Annotated in this window: 19 protein-coding genes and 5 tRNA genes; all 24 read right to left on the bottom strand. The window is 63.5% G+C overall.

What is annotated here, in order from left to right; genetic code table 11:
* Positions 1–109: 109 nt before the first annotated feature.
* Positions 110–493 (bottom strand): 50S ribosomal protein L7/L12, encoded by a 384-nt coding sequence (gene rplL, locus B5F73_RS05675; RefSeq protein ID WP_087227293.1) that lies wholly within the window; start codon positions 491–493, stop codon positions 110–112.
* Between the two features lie 75 nt (positions 494–568).
* Positions 569–1090 carry a 50S ribosomal protein L10 gene (rplJ, locus tag B5F73_RS05670; protein ID WP_087227292.1) on the bottom strand — a complete coding sequence of 174 codons (522 nt, stop codon included), beginning with the start codon at positions 1088–1090 and terminating at the stop codon, positions 569–571.
* Positions 1091–1359: 269 nt separating this feature from the next.
* The gene (rplA, locus tag B5F73_RS05665) at positions 1360–2067 is read right to left on the bottom strand and encodes a 50S ribosomal protein L1 (protein ID WP_087227291.1); all 708 of its coding nucleotides are present in this window, start codon (positions 2065–2067) and stop codon (positions 1360–1362) included.
* Between the two features lie 85 nt (positions 2068–2152).
* Positions 2153–2581, bottom strand: a complete 429-nt coding sequence (rplK, locus tag B5F73_RS05660; RefSeq protein WP_087227290.1) for a 50S ribosomal protein L11 — start codon at positions 2579–2581, stop codon at positions 2153–2155.
* Positions 2582–2680: 99 nt separating this feature from the next.
* The gene (nusG, locus tag B5F73_RS05655; protein WP_087227289.1) at positions 2681–3229 is read right to left on the bottom strand and encodes a transcription termination/antitermination protein NusG; all 549 of its coding nucleotides are present in this window, start codon (positions 3227–3229) and stop codon (positions 2681–2683) included.
* A gap of 2 nt (positions 3230–3231) precedes the next feature.
* The gene (secE, locus tag B5F73_RS05650; RefSeq protein WP_087227288.1) at positions 3232–3603 is read right to left on the bottom strand and encodes a preprotein translocase subunit SecE; all 372 of its coding nucleotides are present in this window, start codon (positions 3601–3603) and stop codon (positions 3232–3234) included.
* Between the two features lie 70 nt (positions 3604–3673).
* Positions 3674–3749 (bottom strand) — tRNA-Trp (locus tag B5F73_RS05645).
* A gap of 18 nt (positions 3750–3767) precedes the next feature.
* Positions 3768–3917, bottom strand: coding sequence for a 50S ribosomal protein L33 (gene rpmG, locus B5F73_RS05640; RefSeq protein ID WP_075575821.1), 150 nt, complete (start codon positions 3915–3917; stop codon positions 3768–3770).
* Positions 3918–4129: 212 nt separating this feature from the next.
* Entirely contained in the window at positions 4130–5335 is a 1206-nt protein-coding gene (gene tuf / locus B5F73_RS05635; RefSeq protein WP_087227287.1) for an elongation factor Tu, read from the bottom strand.
* Positions 5336–5425: 90 nt separating this feature from the next.
* A tRNA-Met gene (locus tag B5F73_RS05630) sits at positions 5426–5502 on the bottom strand.
* Between the two features lie 25 nt (positions 5503–5527).
* Positions 5528–5603, bottom strand: a tRNA-Thr gene (locus tag B5F73_RS05625).
* Positions 5604–5606: 3 nt separating this feature from the next.
* Positions 5607–5690: transfer RNA gene (locus B5F73_RS05620), tRNA-Tyr, on the bottom strand.
* Positions 5691–5847: 157 nt separating this feature from the next.
* Entirely contained in the window at positions 5848–6339 is a 492-nt protein-coding gene (locus B5F73_RS05615; RefSeq protein WP_143803149.1) for a hypothetical protein, read from the bottom strand.
* 58 nt (positions 6340–6397) lie between these two features.
* Positions 6398–6472 (bottom strand) — tRNA-Thr (locus B5F73_RS05610).
* A gap of 75 nt (positions 6473–6547) precedes the next feature.
* Positions 6548–7096 carry an NYN domain-containing protein gene (locus tag B5F73_RS05605; protein WP_087227285.1) on the bottom strand — a complete coding sequence of 183 codons (549 nt, stop codon included), beginning with the start codon at positions 7094–7096 and terminating at the stop codon, positions 6548–6550.
* Positions 7089–8000 carry a 23S rRNA (guanosine(2251)-2'-O)-methyltransferase RlmB gene (gene rlmB / locus B5F73_RS05600; RefSeq protein WP_087227284.1) on the bottom strand — a complete coding sequence of 304 codons (912 nt, stop codon included), beginning with the start codon at positions 7998–8000 and terminating at the stop codon, positions 7089–7091. Before rlmB ends, B5F73_RS05605 begins: the two co-directional genes overlap by 8 nt.
* Positions 8001–8064: 64 nt before the next feature.
* Positions 8065–9321: an ATP-binding protein gene (locus tag B5F73_RS05595; protein ID WP_087227283.1), complete on the bottom strand. Its 1257-nt coding sequence runs from the start codon at positions 9319–9321 to the stop codon at positions 8065–8067.
* A gap of 126 nt (positions 9322–9447) precedes the next feature.
* Entirely contained in the window at positions 9448–10314 is an 867-nt protein-coding gene (locus B5F73_RS05590) for a hypothetical protein (protein WP_087227282.1), read from the bottom strand.
* A gap of 59 nt (positions 10315–10373) precedes the next feature.
* Complete coding sequence (locus B5F73_RS09290; protein WP_143803148.1) at positions 10374–11729, bottom strand: hypothetical protein; 1356 nt, start codon at positions 11727–11729, stop codon at positions 10374–10376.
* Between the two features lie 22 nt (positions 11730–11751).
* Positions 11752–12696 (bottom strand): DUF2971 domain-containing protein, encoded by a 945-nt coding sequence (locus B5F73_RS05580; protein ID WP_087227280.1) that lies wholly within the window; start codon positions 12694–12696, stop codon positions 11752–11754.
* A gap of 166 nt (positions 12697–12862) precedes the next feature.
* Positions 12863–14341 (bottom strand): cysteine--tRNA ligase, encoded by a 1479-nt coding sequence (cysS, locus tag B5F73_RS05575; RefSeq protein ID WP_087227279.1) that lies wholly within the window; start codon positions 14339–14341, stop codon positions 12863–12865.
* Between the two features lie 66 nt (positions 14342–14407).
* On the bottom strand, positions 14408–14887 hold the full coding sequence (gene ispF / locus B5F73_RS05570) for a 2-C-methyl-D-erythritol 2,4-cyclodiphosphate synthase (RefSeq protein WP_087227278.1): 480 nt from the start codon (positions 14885–14887) through the stop codon (positions 14408–14410).
* A 130-nt stretch (positions 14888–15017) separates the two neighbouring features.
* Entirely contained in the window at positions 15018–15776 is a 759-nt protein-coding gene (gene ispD, locus B5F73_RS05565) for a 2-C-methyl-D-erythritol 4-phosphate cytidylyltransferase (RefSeq protein WP_087227277.1), read from the bottom strand.
* Positions 15776–16852, bottom strand: a complete 1077-nt coding sequence (gene disA / locus B5F73_RS05560; protein ID WP_087227276.1) for a DNA integrity scanning diadenylate cyclase DisA — start codon at positions 16850–16852, stop codon at positions 15776–15778. Before disA ends, ispD begins: the two co-directional genes overlap by 1 nt.
* Between the last annotated feature and the right edge of the window lie 40 nt (positions 16853–16892).

Below are 16892 nucleotides of genomic sequence, written 5' to 3'. Positions count from 1 at the left end.
TTCAGGACGCGCTGGGCGAGAAGGACCTCGTGCGCAAAGCACGCAAAAAGGGGCCGGACCCGCAGGTCCGACCCCTCGGCAGTGCCTATAACCCTTGAGGCAAGCGAACTTACTTGAGGGTGACGGTGGCGCCGGCCTCCTCGAGCTGCTTCTTGGCGGCCTCGGCGTCCTCCTTCTTGGCGCCCTCGAGGACGGCCTTGGGGGCACCCTCGACGACCTCCTTGGCCTCCTTGAGGCCGAGGTTGGTCAGAGCGCGGACGACCTTGATGACGGCGATCTTGTTGTCGCCGAAGCCCTCGAGCACGACGTCGAAGTTGGTCTTCTCCTCCTCCTCGGCGGCAGCGGCGCCAGCGGCGGGGGCGGCGGCAACGGCGACGGGGGCGGCGGCGGAGACGCCGAAGGTCTCCTCGATGGCCTTGACGAGCTCGGAGGCCTCGAGCAGGGTCATCTCCTTGAGGGCGTCAACGATCTCCTCGGTGGTGAGCTTAGCCATGTTTCAATCCTTTCGGTCCCGCGCGTTCTGCGCGGATTTGCGTGTACGGTGCGGCGGGTGCCGCAGGTGGTGGTGCTAGGCGGCCTGCTTCTGCTCGGCCACGGCGTTGATGCTGCGGGCAAGACCGCCCGGGACCTCGCTGACGCAGACGGCGATGTCGCGCGCGAAGCCGCTGATGAGACCAGCGATCTGAGCCATGAGCTGCTCGCGGTTGGGCAGGTCGGCGTAGGCCTTGGCCTCGTCGGCCGTGAGGGCCTTGCCGTCGGCGATGGCGCCGATGAAGTTCATCTTCTTGAGCTTCTCGGACTGCTCCTTGATCACCTTGGCGGGCTCCACGGGATCCTCGCCATAGAAGACGTAGGCGCAGGTGCCGGCGAGCATGTCGTCGATGTTGGGGAGTCCGGCGTTCTCAAGAGCGATCTTGACGATGTTGTTCTTGTACACCTTCATCTCGGCACCGGCGGCGCGCAGGGCACGGCGGACGTCCTGGGTCTCCTTGACGGAGAGGCCACGGTAGTCGACGACGAAGAGGCCGCTGGCGTTCTCGATGGAGCCGGAGACCTTCTCGAGCATCTCGACGTTGGACTTGGATGGCATGTTGTTACACCTCCTCTTGCTGCGGTCGGGCATGCCGCCGACGGGCGGGCCTTCCGCATGAGAAGACCCCGTTTGGCGTTGCCAAAGCGGGGTCCTCGAGGATGCTTATCTCTGAGACCACCTCGGCAGGCGGGTTTCCCCTTTGAGCCTTGCGGCACCGGCTGTCTTTGGCAGCGGACATGCAGTGAAACGTTCGCGAGACAGGGCGTCTCGCACGCGCCATTGTGTCACGTGGCGAGAAGCCCGTCAAGCTGGCTGAGAAAAACGCGCTACTCGTCCATCAGGTTGCGCGTCTTGGTGGAGTCGACCTTGATGCCAGGGCCCATCGTGGTGGAGACGACGACGGACTTGACATACTTGCCCTTGGCGGAGGACGGCTTCACGCGGAGCAGCTCGTTGATGAGCGCGCCGTAGTTCTCGACGAGCTTCTGGGTGTCGAAGGACACCTTGCCCATCGGGACGTGGCAGATGCCGTAGCGGTCGGCGCGGTACTCGACGCGGCCGGCCTTGAGCTCGCCGACCATCTTGGCGACGTCCATGGTGACGGTGCCGAGCTTGGGGTTGGGCATGAGGCCGCGGGGGCCGAGGATCTTACCGAGGCGGCCGACCTTGCCCATCATGTTGGGCGTGGCGATGGCGGCGTCGAAGTTCAGCTCGCCGGCCTGGACCTGGGCGACCAGGTCGTCGGAGCCCACGACGTCGGCGCCGGCGGCCTCGGCCTCGCGGGCCTTCTCGCCCTCGGCGAAGACGGCGACGCGGACGGACTTGCCGGTGCCGTGGGGCAGGGCAATGGAGCCGCGGACGTTCTGGTCGGCCTTGCGGGTGTCGACGCCCAGGCGGACGTGGACCTCGACGGTCTCGTCAAACTTGGCGGGGGCGAGCTCCTTGGCGAGCTCCATGGCCTCCTTGGGGGTGTAGAGCTTGGTGCTCTCGACCTTGGCCGCGGCGGCCTTGTAGTTCTTACCGTGCTTGGGCATGTTGCGAACCTCCTGTGGTCAGCGGGCTTCTCGCCCTCCCACATCGCGTGCCGAGAGGACCGTTCCCCTCGGCGCTTACGGCATGTTACTCGGCGATGGTGACGCCCATGGAGCGGGCGGTGCCGGCGACGATCTTCTTGGCGGCCTCGATGTCGTTGGCGTTGAGGTCGGGCATCTTGATCTCGGCGATCTTGGTGAGCTGCTCCTGGGAGAGCTGGCCGACCTTGTCGCGCTGGGGGACGCCGGAGCCACCCTTGAGGCCGAGCTCCTTCTTGATGAGCTCAGCGGCGGGCGGGGTCTTGCAGATGAAGTCGAAGGAGCGATCCTCGTAGACCGAGATCTCGACGGGGATGATGTCGCCGGCCTTGTCCTGCGTGGCGGCGTTGAACGCCTGGCAGAACTGCATGATGTTGACCTGGGCGGCACCGAGGGCGGGGCCGACGGGAGGCGCGGGGTTGGCGCCGCCGGCGGGAATCTGGAGCTTGATGAAGTTGACGACCTTCTTCTGAGCCATGGCTCTCCTCCTTGAGAGGTTGTTCGCTTGCTATGTTTGCACCGCGCCCGAGAAGCAATCCTCACCGATACGGGCGGGCGGTGGTTCCCTTCCTTGCGCCTACGCGATCGTGGCGACCTGCTCGAGCGTGAGCTCGACCGGGGTCTCGCGGCCAAAGATCATGAGCATGACCTTGACCTTGCCGGCCTCGGGCATGACCTCGGAGACCTGGCCGTCGAAGTCGGCGAGCGGGCCGGAGACCACGCGCACGGACTGGCCGACCTCGATCGAGGTGGAGGTGCGCTTGGGGGCCACCGGGGTGGTGCCGCGGGCGCCCGTGCGGCGCATGATCTTGTCGAACTCGCTGCGACGCAGCGGGGACGGCTTGCCGTCGGGGCCCACGAAGCCCGTCACGCCCGGCGTGTTGCGGACGAACGACCAGGTGTCGTCGTTGCCCTCCATGCGGACGAGGACGTAGCTCGGCAGGACCTTGGACTCCTTGGTCTCGCGCTTACCGCCCTCCTTGATCTCGGTGACCTCCTCCGTGGGGATCTGGATGTCCACGATCTGGTCGCCGAGGCCATAGGTCTCGATGCGGTGCTCGAGGTCGGCCTTGACCTTGTTCTCGTAGCCCGAGTAGGTGTGAATCACGTACCAGCGCTTAGCCATGTCTATCCCCTCAGACCGGTGTAGCCGACGAGCGCGGCGACGATGCCGGAGTCGACAAGCCAGATGACGATGCCAAAGACGATCAGCATGGCGACGATGGCGACCGAGTAGCTCTTGAGCTCCTCGGGAGACGGCCACACGACGCGGCGCATCTCGGAGCGGACGTCACCGAGATAGTTGAGGAGCCGACGGAAGATGCCGGGCTTCTTGTCGGCCTTCTTCTTCTCGGGCTTGGTCACCGGCTTCTTCTCCGCCTTGGCGACGGCCTTGGCGGGCTGGGAGCCGGTCGTGGCCGCCTGGGCCGCCTCGACGCGGGCACGCTCCTCGGCGCGCGCCTTGCGAGCGCTCCTCTTGTTGCGGTCCTTGTTCGCCATCGACTCTCCCTAGAGAACGTGCCTTACATGGAAACCGGCTAACCCCGAAGGGAAAGCCGGTGGTGAGATCTGGCAGGCCAGGAAGGACTCGAACCCTCAACAAACGGTTTTGGAGACCGCCGCTCTACCATTGGAGCTACTGGCCTGTTTGGAAAGCCCACCTGCTAGCGGGTCTCCCTGTGCAGCGTGTGCTTGTGGCACCACGGGCAGTACTTCTTCAACTCCATGCGATCGGGGTTGTTGGACTTGTTCTTGTCCGTGGTGTAGTTGCGGCGCTTGCACTCAGTGCACGCGAGGGTAACCAGAGTACGCATTGATCCTCCTGAAAGTACTACTCGTTGGAGGGAGTTTCCCTCGAACGTGACGTGCGGTGGTATACGCTACCATCCACCTCTCGGTTTTGTCAAGGCAGCGTTCTTCTCGTCTCGTCAATCACAAAATGCACAGAGCCGAGAAGAACGACGCCTCGGAGCAGAAAGGGCCCGGCACGCAGGGTGCCGGGCCCCAGGCTTCGAGTGAGCGGTGACTACTCGATGATGGTGGAGATACGGCCGTCGCCGACGGTGTGGCCGCCCTCACGGATGGCGAACTTGTCGCCCTGCTCCATGGCGATGGAGTGGATGAGCTTGCACTTCACGGTCACGTGGTCGCCCGGCATGGCCATCTCGACCTTGGTGCCGTTGGAGTCGGTGAGCTCGGAGATGTCGCCGGTGATGTCCGTGGTGCGGAAGTAGAACTGCGGACGGTAGCCGGCGAAGAACGGCGTGTGGCGGCCGCCCTCCTCCTTGGTGAGGACGTAGATCTCACCGGTGAACTCAGAGTGCGGGGTGACGGAGCCGGGCTTGCAGATGACCTGGCCGCGCTCGATGTCCTCGCGCTTGATGCCACGCAGGAGGATGCCCACGTTGTCGCCAGCCTCGCAGAAGTCCATCGTCTTGCGGAACATCTCGATGCCGGTGGCGACGGAGGACTGCTTCTCGCGGATGCCGATGATCTCGACCGGCTCGTTGAGCTTGAGCTCGCCGCGCTCGACACGGCCGGTGGCGACGGTGCCGCGGCCGGAGATGGTCATGACGTCCTCGATGGCCATCAGGAACGGCTTGTCGTTGTCACGCGGCGGGGTGGGGATGTAGGAGTCGACGGTGTGCATGAGCTCGCGCACGGACTCGACCCACTTCTCCTCGCCGTTGAGGGCGCCGAGGGCGGAGCCGCGGATGATCGGCAGGTCGTCACCGGGGAAGTCGTACTCGGTCAGGAGGTCACGGGTCTCCATCTCGACGAGGTCGATGAGCTCCTCGTCGTCGACCATGTCGCACTTGTTCAGGAACACGACGATGTAGGGCACGCCGACCTGACGGGCGAGCAGGATGTGCTCGCGGGTCTGGGCCATGGGGCCGTCGGTGGCGGCGATGACGAGGATGGCACCGTCCATCTGAGCCGCGCCGGAGATCATGTTCTTGATGTAGTCAGCGTGACCCGGGCAGTCGACGTGGGCGTAGTGGCGCTCCCAGGTCTCGTACTCGATGTGGGCAACGTTGATGGTGATGCCGCGCTGGCGCTCCTCGGGGGCCTTGTCGATGTTCTCGAAGGCGGTGAAGTCAGCCTTGCAGCCCTCGGTCTCGGAGAGGACCTTGGTGATGGCCGCGGTCAGGGTGGTCTTGCCGTGGTCGACGTGACCGATGGTACCGATGTTTACGTGGGGCTTGGAACGATCGAACTTCTCCTTGGCCATTGCCATCCTCCTTCTGGAACCGACCTTACGGCCAATCCAAACAAACTACGTACTTATGCCAAGCGGCGCCGAGGCGCCGCCATGGGACTCTGGTACCGGTGACTGGACTCGAACCAGTGACATCGCGGGTATGAGCCGCGTGCTCTAACCAACTGAGCTACACCGGCAGGTGCGTGCGCTGAAAGGCGGAAGTGGAGCCCGCGACCGGATTTGAACCGGTGACCTCTTCGTTACCAACGAAGTGCTCTACCGACTGAGCTACACGGGCGAATGGTGGGGATGCTTGGACTCGAACCAAGGAACCCAGAGGGAGCGGATTTACAGTCCGCCGCAGTTGCCGCTGTGCCACATCCCCATTCCGTTTTCAGCCGCCCGCGAGGCGCTTTCTCCCCCGCAAGCGGAAGATAGATTACGACGCGGGAAAAAACTTGTCAACGTATACCCCGCAGCCGGGCGTATCCATTGTCACGAGGCGTACACATCCGCAGGTCAGCGTAGTTGCTGCTTGCCCGTCAGCCACGTGCGAGCGGATACGTCATGCCAAGCGCCTCGTAAAGGTCGGCAAAGCCGAGCCCCTTGCGGTCGCGGCGGCGATACCACGTTGCGTAGGTGTTCCAATCCGGCACCAGAACGTGGTTGCAGAGAAGGACCCACACTGGGATGAAGACGATGAAGGCAAGGGCGGCAATCGCGGCCCATACGGTCGCCCGAAGATCCGCCGCCATCTCAAGCGGCAGCGCCAGCACGATGCCGAGCGCCACCAACGCAACGACCACATAGCCCACCATCCCGAGCAGCTGCAGTCTCTTTGCGCTCTGGTAGCCGTCGAGGATGCGCCTCTGCAGCGGCTCGTGCACCCCGACGAACGTCTTGGACGCGTACGAAAGCATCTCGTTGCGCTCTATGGCTGAGACGGCCACCCCAGCCGCCGTGACAACTTCAGAGAACCCGTCCGGCGTACGCAGCGGGGCATCTGAAGCCCACTCGCTGAAATCGTCTGCCATCCCGTCCCTCCCTCTAAGGATATGGGCCGCGACCGTGAAGTCGCGGCCCCTGAGCCCCTGGAGCCGGCAGAGGGAGTCGAACCCCCAACCCACGGTTTACAAAACCGTTGCTCTGCCATTGAGCCATGCCGGCGTGTTCGTCCATCATAGCGGGTCGGCCGCGCCCCCGCCAGCTACGCAAACTTGCCTAAAAGGGGTCTGACCCCTTTTAGGCATCTCGGCCGCGCAGGAGGCGCCAGAGCTTCTCGCGCGCCGCCGGGTCGATGCGATCCTCCAGGCGCATGTGCTGGGTCTGGCGCTCGGCGTTGGCCTGGCGGTACTCGACGTCCAGCGCGTCCATGTTGGTCACGAGCACGTCGCTCGAGACGCGCGTCACGGGGATGCCGCCCACCGTAGCCCTGATGGTGTTGTCCGAGGTAACCACCGTCACGGCCTGCGGGGCGAGGCGCGCCTCGGTGACCAGGCGCTCGATCACGGTGTCGGCAGACTCACCGGCGGGCGAGAAGACCAGGCGCACGCCGGCCTTGGAGAGGTCGGGGCGCTCCGGTGAGACGTTGCCCGCCGCGTCGAAGACGATCACGGGCTCGTAGCGGCCCTTCGCATAGGCGGCCACGTCGGCGACGAGCAGGTCGCGCGCCTGCTCGAAGGGGTCGCCGTCGGCGGTCTCGTCCATGCGGGCGAGGTAGCGGGCGGACTTGTAGATGACGTTGTAGCCGTCCACCACGAGCAGCTCGCGCGGGGCGGCCGCCCTAGGCATCGGCCTCGCCGCCACACTCGACGCGCCGCAGCCACTCGTAGCAGAGCACGGTCGTGGCCTGGGCCACGTTAAGCGACTCCACGCGCCCGCGCTGCGGCAGACGACAGGAGAAGTCGCACTTCTCGGCCACCAGGCGCGAGATGCCCTCGCCCTCCGAGCCCATCACGAGCGCCAGGCGCCCGCCCATGGGGGCGTGCCAGACGTCCTCGCCCGCATGCTCGGTGGCCGCACAGGCCCAGAAGCCGGCGGCCTTGAGCTCGTCAAGGGCGCGTGCGAGGTTGGGGACCTGCGCGATGGGCAGGTGCATGACGGCGCCGGCGGAGGTCTTGTACGCGCCCACGCCCACCGAGGCGGCCCGGGCCTTGGCCACGACCACGCCGGCCGCGCCCACGACCTCGGCCGTGCGCACGATGGCACCGAAGTTGCCCTGGTCAGTCACGTGGTCGAGCACGACGATGAGCGCCGGGCCCTCCCCTGCCGCCGCGATCACGTCCGCGAGCTCGGCGTAGGCGAAGGGTCGCGTGCGCACGACGACGCCCTGGTGGGCGCCGTGGCTGGAGAGCGCGTCCAGGCGGGCGCGCGGTACGCGCTCCACCGGCACGCCGGCCTCGTCGAGCCGGGCGGCTATTCTCTCGAGCGCCTGGTCGCGCTCCCCGGAGCGCTCCTGCACGAGCGCCGAGCGCAGCGGCATCCCACAGGCCAGCGCCTCCTCCACGGCACGACGCCCCTCGATGAGGTCCGTGCGGTCGCGCTGCTCGCGGCGCGTAGCGCCCGGACGGCCGGCGGGCGGGCGGTTCTTCTCGCCGCGAGGACCCTTGCCCTGGACCGGGCGGAAGGGACGGCCCCCCTTGCCCTTGCCGCCCCGGACGTCACGCCCCGGTGTACGAGACTGGTTCTTTGCCATGGTCGCCTACTCCTTCTGGACTCCCGCAGGAACGACTGGTGAGCCTGAGCCTGGGCCGGATCCGTCACCCGGCGCGTCGATATTTCAGACCTCTTCCGACCCCGCGCGTTTCTGCCAAGCCAAGAGAGATCAGCTGCTTGAGGATGTTCGTGAGCTTGGATCTGCTAAAGCTCACGTGCTGTTCCAGCTCTCCGGCAGGCATGAGGCGCACGGGGCTAAGCAAGTCGTACACGAGCCGCTGGTCCTCAGTCAAGTTGGTGTCTTCTCTCACGAGGGGAAGGATAACCGTTATCGAGTTCTCCGTAATAACGAACTCGGGCTTTGCCGCGCTGCCCTCGTATGCTTCCTTGATTCGGATTACCCCCGTGCCGAATGCCTCGATGATGCCTAGGCGATAGAACACGTTGGCCAAGATGGGATTGCGCATAACGGAAACCCTGCCGGAGAGATACTCCTCCTCGGATATGCCCGTTGGAAGGCCCCCAGGGGAAGAGACCTCTACGCGGTCTGGATGCATGGATACGCGCACTCGCGCCGCGACGTCCCACGTCCTATGAACAACAGCATTTGCGAGGGTTTCACGGAAGGCGCTGACGGGTATGGCCTCCACCGCAATGCGATGGACGTCCTTCACCAGCTCATAGCAGTACGTATCCTTGAAGAGCCGGACCACCTCGTCAAACTCGGCAAGCGCCGACGCGCCCTCATAGGTAGCCCGCTTGAGTATTACGCTGACGCTCTCGCCAAAGCGCGCGACGTCGATTCCGGGAAACGTACTTTGATCGGCCAGGATTGCTGCAGCGTTGTTGTAGCCGTTCTTCGGCGAGAGCAGCTCCAGTGTTTTAAGGGTGTCGGTGTTGAACTCCTCAAGGCCCAGCTCAGCTTGCAACGCCACCTCAAGGCACGTGAACGTAAGGCCCTGATTCTCTGCCGGCAGCTGCTCGAAATGCAGGTTGCTGCCGGCGAGCGTGAGGCGTGTAAGCTCGACGCGATCCACCTCGACCGTCGCGCTGTCCGCGCGCTTGTAAGCCTTCGCACGATAGAGGTAGGGCGTCGCCGCCCCCGGCATGACTTTGAGTTCGACTGTCGAAGTTGCCTCGTGCGTCGTAAGGGCGAACTCCGGGACAGGAGAAATCGAGTCGTTGATGCGATTCTCTATATCCAGACACGCCTGCACGGGATCTTGCAGGCCCACTGCTGCCCCATCGTCGGCAACGCCAAAGAAGATCGTTCCGCCTTCATAGTTGGCAAAAGCCGAGACGGTCTTGAGAAACGGGCCGCTGACAGACGCTTTGAACTCAACTGTCTTGGATTCGCGCACGCTACGTCCCTTCTTTCGACCTGGCTAACTTTCTCGTATAGTATACGCAAAAAAGTACGAGCAAAAGTTTGCTCGTACTTTTGCTCGTACAATGTGGAGCTACACCTGAGAAGTGCCTCAACTCCTTTAGCGACGATGCGTTCGCCACCATTCCTCTCGCTGCTTCCTTTGACAAAGCGCCATAACTCCAGTCTCCCAATACAAGCCAAAGGCGCACTGCCCAAACTCGTGCATGCTCATCCAGCAAGCAAGAATGAGCGACCAGTTCGACAAGAACAGTACGTACTTCTCGAAGCTCTGTTTATATTCGTTCTCAGAGCAGTGAAAGTCCTTTGACACCATGAACAAGGTATCGTCCATGCGGCATTGCCCGTCTCGGGCATCAAAGAAGAACCGTAGATTCTGACCGCCGTCGAAGTAAAACACGAAGGCCTTGTGAGCCGGGACCACTGGATTGTAACCACGAATGAACTTGAACGATGATTGCAGGCTGGAAATAGCGTCCGGAGAGAACAGCGCCTGGGCCGCTTTCCAGCTTGTCGAGTAGAACAAATCGTTGAAGTACGGCGTTCCGACCACGATATTCTGCCTATATCCCGACTCCGAGCAGGTGTGCCGCGCCAAGTGGGCACCTATCATCTGCCAGATCTCGTCAACGTAGACACCCCGCAGAAGGTCCTCAAGGTAGCTGTTGACATACTCCCGCATCCTGGATCGGTCGGTCATGCAGAAAAAGCGAACGTCCTCGTCCACGTAGTCCATCATGGCAAGGAAATCTCCCAGGAACGGACCATACACCGCGCTGGAAGGCGACTCACAGAAAGCGTTCTGAGGCGATGGATAGTCCCCTGCGTGATAGTCATAGAACTCTGCCATTCCTGACAACACGCCGATTCCCCCACATAATGGCCTTAGGAGATACCTCGCGCACTCATCGTAGCCCGGCTCCATCTTATACGCGCTGCCCAACAAAACCTTAGATGGCTCATTCATCTTGCCGTCCTTCCTGTTGTCGTAATCCGAAGGGGCATCCTTACAAGCAAGTGAATCAATCAAATGGGCTGTCGCCATATTTGAAGGTGAGGATTACGGCTTACGATATCCTGTATGTTCAAGTTCAAGGCATCCCAACGGCACTCGCTGAACATCTCGTATGCAAGAAGTCTAGAGCCGGTGAGCCCGACGGGATAATCAAACTTCTCGTTTAACTTGAACCTCTTCCCGTTGCATTGTTTAAACATCCAGGCACAGCAGCTTTCTCCTGCCCACGTAAAGTTCTCTGGCAAATTGAAGATATCGTTCATAGAGAAGCGAGCACCTGAGCAGCCCGCAAACATCTTGCAACAAAACTCATCTCCTGCACTTGTAATTCCAGTCGGAATATTGAATTTATTATTCATTGAGAAATTTGGGCCTCGATTCCACGAAAACATTCCGCTACAGAAGCCGTTTCCGACATAACCGGAGATGTGTTGTGGGAGATTAAAAATTTCGTTCATTTCGAAGCGATACCCATCTCCACCGGAAGTCAAAAACATGTCCGCGCAAAAGTTGTCCTCCACTGTTACCAAACCTTGTGGAAGGTTGAACGCTTTGCCCATGGTTAAACCTAGACCATGCTCTTCAAACATTTCCTGGCAAAAGGAGCTCCCTGCGGAAGTAATGTTTTGAGGAATGGTGAACACATCGTTCATAGAAAACGAAGGGGCGTTGCAGCACATAAACATCTTGCAACAAAACGCTTTTCCGACAGTACGAAGGTTCCGAGGAAGCTGAAACGATTCTCCCATAGCGAACGTTGGACCGTTATCCCATGCGAACATTTTGAAGCAGAAGAAGTCTCCCGCCCGCTCTTTGTGGCTTGAAATGGTAAAGCTCGGCCCCATCGTAATATTCTTGCAGTTAGTAAACATGCTGGCGCAAGCACCCTCAAGCTCAATATTAATCGCGCGATCATCCAGAATACCGTCGACCTCAATGAGCTTATCTACTCCCTGCGGAGGACGAAGCCCCATTTCCCCCACCCGAAGCAACCCTCCGTCGGGATACCCAAACGCCTGCAGCCAGCCCGGAGCATCTCCAGCAGTCTCGCCGACCTGTTCGATAGGGGAAAGAGCAATTTCATAAGTTCCTGGAACAGCATAGCTATGAACAAGGTCACCTGAGGAGACGTCTCCTCCCCAGGCCGACGAAACTCCCGATGCACATCCTCTGGCTCCATCGCCCCAGTCGATATTCCATCGAAAAGGGACGCCACCACAGCTGCCCCCACAAGCTGGAATCAAAAACTCACCCTCATCGCCCTCCTCAAAACGGACCGTCAGCCGAAGCTCCGGCCTGCTGTCAGAGGTCGCCTTCTTTGGCATCGGTTTCGCCGCCCTTTGACCTAATCCCCAGAACCAGCCCATACTCACTCCCATCAATCCTGCGCTAAGACTTTCTTAGCCGAACGTCCGCCTCCCTGACCAAAACGTGCTGGTAGCCAAAACTGTCAAGCAACCTCCTCATACCGCTTACTGCGATGCCCGACTCTCCCAAGTGCATTACTTGGACCTCTTTCAGCACATCCGAGAAAGCCCGCCCGAGCGAAAGCTCGTAGTACGGGACGAGTGTTCCGGACGAACTCAGCCGCCAGCCTTGCCTTACTTCTGCCTTCGAGTCATCCCCACAACCTTCCAGGCCATCTATGGGGAGCTGGCAAAGACGAATCACGAAGCGATACTCCCGCTCATATGAGAACTCGGGACGCTTGATAAACGGGGCCAACGCGCTGATTTGTTCCCAGTGGTCACCCCGCGCGACCTCTCCCGCAATTACGCGATCGAGCAAGCTTGAACGACGCTCGCAAATGACGCTACGCTCTACAAGATGATTCAAAATAAGGCGCTTGATTTGCTCACCTTGATCATTCTCGGCATAACAAACCCAACCCGAACGGCTGTCGAAATAGACCTCTGATTCCAAGAAAGATGAGGCTAGGTCCTGGAGCTCCTGAGTAAGTAACTCCGCGTCAAAGCCCAGCGCATAGCCCGTCTCGCCGTTTCTGCACGCATAGCAAGACCACATGGCTAGGTTATCCGCTTCAGCACAAGTGCTGAACGAGTAATACCGGGCGGGCACACTAAAGGTGAGCTCCTCGCTAATTGGAGACTCGCACTCATAGGGGTTCGCCTGACTCGTTATTTTTCGATTAACCTGCTCTTCCGGAATGCCCGCCTCAAGGCACACCTCCGCCCACGCCTCATCGTAGAGACGGTGACAGTACGCAATCTCCTCGGGATCATTCATAAACTCGCAGTCGGAGAACCAGAGCGCTTTGTTCCGCAAGATACTCAGCACTGCCTCAGGAGAGGTGTAGTGGTAGACGAGACCCATGCTGAGCTCCCTTGATCTAGGAGAAAGCAGTTGTCTTCCCTGTAAATGGAAGACAACCCCCACTATAGTGGGGGTTGGTAAGTCTTTCAACTGTATTGCTGTTAATCAGCTGTTATCTGGAAAGCTCCCGCATGCCGACACGTCCCTCTTGAGAAGTACTTGCAATCTACTCCTTGCGGTGCAGGCGGGCGCCGGCGGCGGTGTCCTCGACCACGAGGCCGAGCGCGCCGATGCCGTCACGGATGGCGTCCGCGACGCCCCAGTTCTTCTCGGCACGCGCGGCCTGGCGGGCGGCAAGAAGGGCCTCGGCCGCCTCCGCGGCGGAGTCGCCCTCGTAGCCGGCCTGCTCGCGCGCAAGATCCACGAGGCCGGAGGGCAGGTCGTCGTCGCCGGCGGAGCGCGAGAGGCTGATGCCCATGACGTCGGCCAGCTCGGAGAGCATGTCGGCAGCGCGCAGGCAGACGGCCGTGGAGGTGTCGTCGGCAGCCTCCGCCAGGTAGGTGTTGGCCGCGGTCACGAGCGAGAAGATCGCGGCGAGGCCACCGGCGGTATTGAAGTCGTCGTCCATCTGGCGGCAGAACTCCTCGCGCGCGGCGTCGATCTGCGCGCCGAGGGTGCGGTCGGCGTCGTTGAGCTCGCCGTCCTGCGGGGAGCGCTCGGCGGCCCAGCGCAGGTTGCGCACGCAGGTCTGCAGGCGCTCGAGCGTGCCAGCCACGCCCTCGAGGCGCTCGAAGGAGAAGTCGAGCGGCGCGCGGTAGTGGGTCTGCAGCATGAGCAGGCGCACGGCGTCGGCGGGGTACTTGTCGAGCACCTCCTTGAGCGTGTAGAAGTTGCCGAGGCTCTTGGACATCTTCTCGCCGTCGACGCGGAGCATGCCGGTGTGCATCCACGTGTTGGCGAGCGCGGAGTCCCAGGCGCACATGGCCTGGGCGGTCTCGTTCTCATGGTGCGGGAAGATCAGGTCGGCGCCGCCGCCGTGGATGTCGATCGGAGTGCCCAGGTAGCGGTGGATCATCGCGCAGCACTCGGTGTGCCAGCCGGGACGGCCGTCGCCCCACGGGGAGGGCCAGCTGGGCTCGCCGGGCTTGGCGGCCTTCCAGAGGGCAAAGTCGAAGGGGTCGCGCTTCTCGTCGTTGACCTCCACGCGCTCGCCGGCGCGCATCTGATCCAGGCTGCGCCCGGAGAGGATGCCGTAGTTGTGGTCGGCGCGGACGGAGAAGTAGACGTCGCCGGAAGGCACGGGGTAGGCCACGCCGCGCTCGATGAGCAGGGAGATCATCTCCTGCATGGCCTCGATCTCGTGCGTGGCGCGCGGGCGGATGTCCGGGTCGAGCACGCCAAATCGATGCATCTGCTCAATAAAGGCGGCTGAGCACTCCTCGGCGACCTCGGCGGCGGTGCGCCCGGTCTCGTTGGCGCGGTTGATGATCTTGTCGTCCACGTCGGTGAGGTTCTGGGCAAAGGTGACTTGGTAGCCCTTGTACATGAGGTAGCGACGAATCACGTCGAACGCGAGGAAGGTCCGCGCGTTGCCGATGTGGATCTGGTCGTAGACGGTGGGGCCGCAGACGTACATGCGAATCTTGCCGGGCTCGATGGGGACGAGCTCCTCTTTCTTGTGCGTCTGGCTGTTGTAGACGAGCATGGTCGCTCCTTGGTGGTTGGTGTTCTTGCGTTGGACCAGTATAGCGCCGGCGGACGAGAAGGGCCGCTATTCGATGCGCTCGAGCAGGGCGACGGCCCAGGCGGCGATGCCCTCCTCGCGGCCCACGAAGCCGAGGCGCTCGGTCGTGGTTGCCTTCACGCCCACGGCGTCCGTGGGCACGCCGAGCGCAGCGGCCATGTTGGCGCGCATCTCGTCGCGGTAGGGCGCGAGCTTGGGGGCCTGCGCGGCGATGGTGCAGTCGACGTCGACGACGCGCCAGCCGAGCTCGCGGGTAAGCTCGGCCACGTGGCGCATCAGGACCAGCGAGTCCGCGCCCTCGTAGGCGGGGTCGGTGTCCGGGAAGAGCTTGCCGATGTCGCCGGCGCGCAGCGCGCCGAGCACGGCGTCCATGAGGGCGTGCGCGAGCACGTCCGCGTCGGAGTGGCCGGCCAGCCCGCGCTCGCACGGCACGTCCACGCCGCCCAGTATCAGGCGCCTGCCGTCGGCGAACGCGTGCACGTCAAACCCGTGTCCGATGCGAAGCATGTCGGGACCTCCTGTCGCGAGCGGGTGGGGCGGGCTGGGGCGGCGGCCAAGGCCCGCCGCGAGTTCCGCAGCCGCGCCCTACGCGGCGAGGACTGTCCGAGCGCCGGGCCTTGGCCGCCGCCCCGGCCGGTCAGGTAAGCAGGCGCCGCTCGAGGGTGGCCTCGGCGAGGGCGAGGTCCTCGGGCAGCGTGATCTTGATGTTGTCGCGCGTGGACTCGACCACGCGGACGCGACCGCCCAGCCGCTCGACCAGCGAGGCGTCGTCGGTGCCCTGGTAGCCCTCGCGCTCGGCGGCCTTGTGGGCGGCGAGCAGGGAGCGGCGGCGGAAGACCTGCGGGGTCTGCGCGGCCCAGTAGAACGAGCGGTCCGGCGTGGCCACGATCGTGGCGCCCTCGACGAGCTTGAGCGTGTCGACCGAGCGGATGGCGAGGATGGCGCCAGCCAGCGCCTCGTCGGCGCGCACCGCCGCCACGGCCGCCTCGATCTGCTCGACCTCGATGAGCGGACGAGCCGCGTCGTGGATCGCAACGAGCGGGAGGTCGCGGGGGCTGGCGTCCAGGCCCGAGCGGACCGACGCCTGCCGGGTCTCGCCCGAGGGGGCGAGCTCGACCGGCTTTGCCAGGGAGAGCCGCGAGAGCACGTCCTTCTCGACCTGGGCGGCGTGGTCCGGCGCGCACACCACCACGATCCGCGCCACGGAGGGGGCGCGGTCGAAGGCCATGATCGACCAGCTCATGAGCGGAAGGCCGCACAGGTCCACGAACTGCTTCCCGCGCGGGTCGCCAAAGCGCTCGCCGGACCCACCGGCGACGATGACCGCGCAGGTGTCGGCGCCGGACGCGGCCACGCCCGGTCGCGCGGCGCAGGGCGCCGGGGCGGGGGTGCCCATCACTCCCCCTTGTCCCACATGCGATGGAGGCTGTTGGCGAGCACGCCCGGGTTCTTGACGCCGATCTCGCCGAGACGCGACGGGTCGTCGTCCACGGCCTCGAGGACCTCCTGGAGCGAGCCGTACTCGTCGACGATCTTGTCGGCCATGCCGTCGCGCACGACGGGCACGCGCGAGAGCGTGCGGAGGCCGAGCGGGGTCATGATGGAGTCCTCGCCGCGGTCGTCTGTGTAGCCAAGGATCCTGGCGACGAGCTTGGCAGAGCGCAGCTGCGTGTTCACGGTGTCGTGCAGACGGCTGCGGATGCCGCGGGCGGTCTCCTCGGAGGAGTCGGCGGCGTAGTCGCGGATCATGAGCGTGTAGGCCTCGTCGGTGCCCGCCAGGTACTCCTCGCGCTGCATCTGGGCGATCTTGCCCTCGCGGCCGAGCTGGGCGATGCAGGCGTCAAGCTCCTCGCCGGCCGACTGCAGCACCTCGAAGAGATAGAAGATGCTCGTGAGGTCCCCGAGCGTGACGCAGTTGTCCAGCTCGAGGCTCGTGAGGCGCAGCAGGCTCCGGTCGAGCTGGTTGCGCGTGTTCTGCATGGCGACGGTGAGCTGGTTCACGGTGGAGAGCAGGTCGCTCACGCTCTTGAGCTCGTAGCCCCGGCCGTCCACGTAGACGTTGACCACGGAGCGCCGCGCAGAGACGGAGATGACCATCGCCTTGGTGAGCAGGCTCATCCGCGCCGCCGTGCGGTGGCGCGTGCCGGTCTCGGAGGTAGGCAGCGACGGGTCGGGGTTGAGGTGGTAGTTGGCGCGCAGGATCTTGGTGAGGTCGCGGTCGATCACCACGGCGCCGTCCATCTTGCAGAGCTCGAAGAGGCGGTTGGCCGTGAACGAGACCTCCAGCTTGAACCCGTCGTCGCCGGCGGCGAGGACGTTCTCGGTGTCGCCGACGCAGATGAGGGCGCCGAGGTGCCCGGCGAGGATCATGTCGAGCGCGGTGCGCAGCGGCGTGCCGGGCGCGGTCTTCCTGATCGCGTCCTCGAAGCGCTGCTCGCGCGCGGTCGTGGGGTCGAGCTGGGTGGCTTCCACGGGCGCCCCTCTCCTCGGTGTCGGTCGAATACGAGTATAG

The organism is Olsenella sp. An270, assembly GCF_002159735.1.
In the GTDB taxonomy this organism is placed as follows: Bacteria; Actinomycetota; Coriobacteriia; order Coriobacteriales; family Atopobiaceae; genus Thermophilibacter.
This window is presented reverse-complemented; position numbering and strand designations above follow the sequence as displayed.

Bases quoted from the DNA above. Each gene is read 5' to 3' on its own strand.
- rplL (WP_087227293.1), bottom strand. From the start codon at position 493: ATGGCTAAGCTCACCACCGAGGAGATCGTTGACGCCCTCAAGGAGATG.
- rplJ (WP_087227292.1), bottom strand. From the start codon at position 1,090: ATGCCATCCAAGTCCAACGTCGAGATGCTCGAGAAGGTCTCCGGCTCC.
- rplA (WP_087227291.1), bottom strand. From the start codon at position 2,067: ATGCCCAAGCACGGTAAGAACTACAAGGCCGCCGCGGCCAAGGTCGAG.
- rplK (WP_087227290.1), bottom strand. From the start codon at position 2,581: ATGGCTCAGAAGAAGGTCGTCAACTTCATCAAGCTCCAGATTCCCGCC.
- nusG (WP_087227289.1), bottom strand. From the start codon at position 3,229: ATGGCTAAGCGCTGGTACGTGATTCACACCTACTCGGGCTACGAGAAC.
- secE (WP_087227288.1), bottom strand. From the start codon at position 3,603: ATGGCGAACAAGGACCGCAACAAGAGGAGCGCTCGCAAGGCGCGCGCC.
- rpmG (WP_075575821.1), bottom strand. From the start codon at position 3,917: ATGCGTACTCTGGTTACCCTCGCGTGCACTGAGTGCAAGCGCCGCAAC.
- tuf (WP_087227287.1), bottom strand. From the start codon at position 5,335: ATGGCCAAGGAGAAGTTCGATCGTTCCAAGCCCCACGTAAACATCGGT.
- B5F73_RS05615 (WP_143803149.1), bottom strand. From the start codon at position 6,339: ATGGCAGACGATTTCAGCGAGTGGGCTTCAGATGCCCCGCTGCGTACG.
- B5F73_RS05605 (WP_087227285.1), bottom strand. From the start codon at position 7,096: ATGCCTAGGGCGGCCGCCCCGCGCGAGCTGCTCGTGGTGGACGGCTAC.
- rlmB (WP_087227284.1), bottom strand. From the start codon at position 8,000: ATGGCAAAGAACCAGTCTCGTACACCGGGGCGTGACGTCCGGGGCGGC.
- B5F73_RS05590 (WP_087227282.1), bottom strand. From the start codon at position 10,314: ATGAATGAGCCATCTAAGGTTTTGTTGGGCAGCGCGTATAAGATGGAG.
- B5F73_RS09290 (WP_143803148.1), bottom strand. From the start codon at position 11,729: ATGGGCTGGTTCTGGGGATTAGGTCAAAGGGCGGCGAAACCGATGCCA.
- B5F73_RS05580 (WP_087227280.1), bottom strand. From the start codon at position 12,696: ATGGGTCTCGTCTACCACTACACCTCTCCTGAGGCAGTGCTGAGTATC.
- cysS (WP_087227279.1), bottom strand. From the start codon at position 14,341: ATGCTCGTCTACAACAGCCAGACGCACAAGAAAGAGGAGCTCGTCCCC.
- ispF (WP_087227278.1), bottom strand. From the start codon at position 14,887: ATGCTTCGCATCGGACACGGGTTTGACGTGCACGCGTTCGCCGACGGC.
- ispD (WP_087227277.1), bottom strand. From the start codon at position 15,776: ATGGGCACCCCCGCCCCGGCGCCCTGCGCCGCGCGACCGGGCGTGGCC.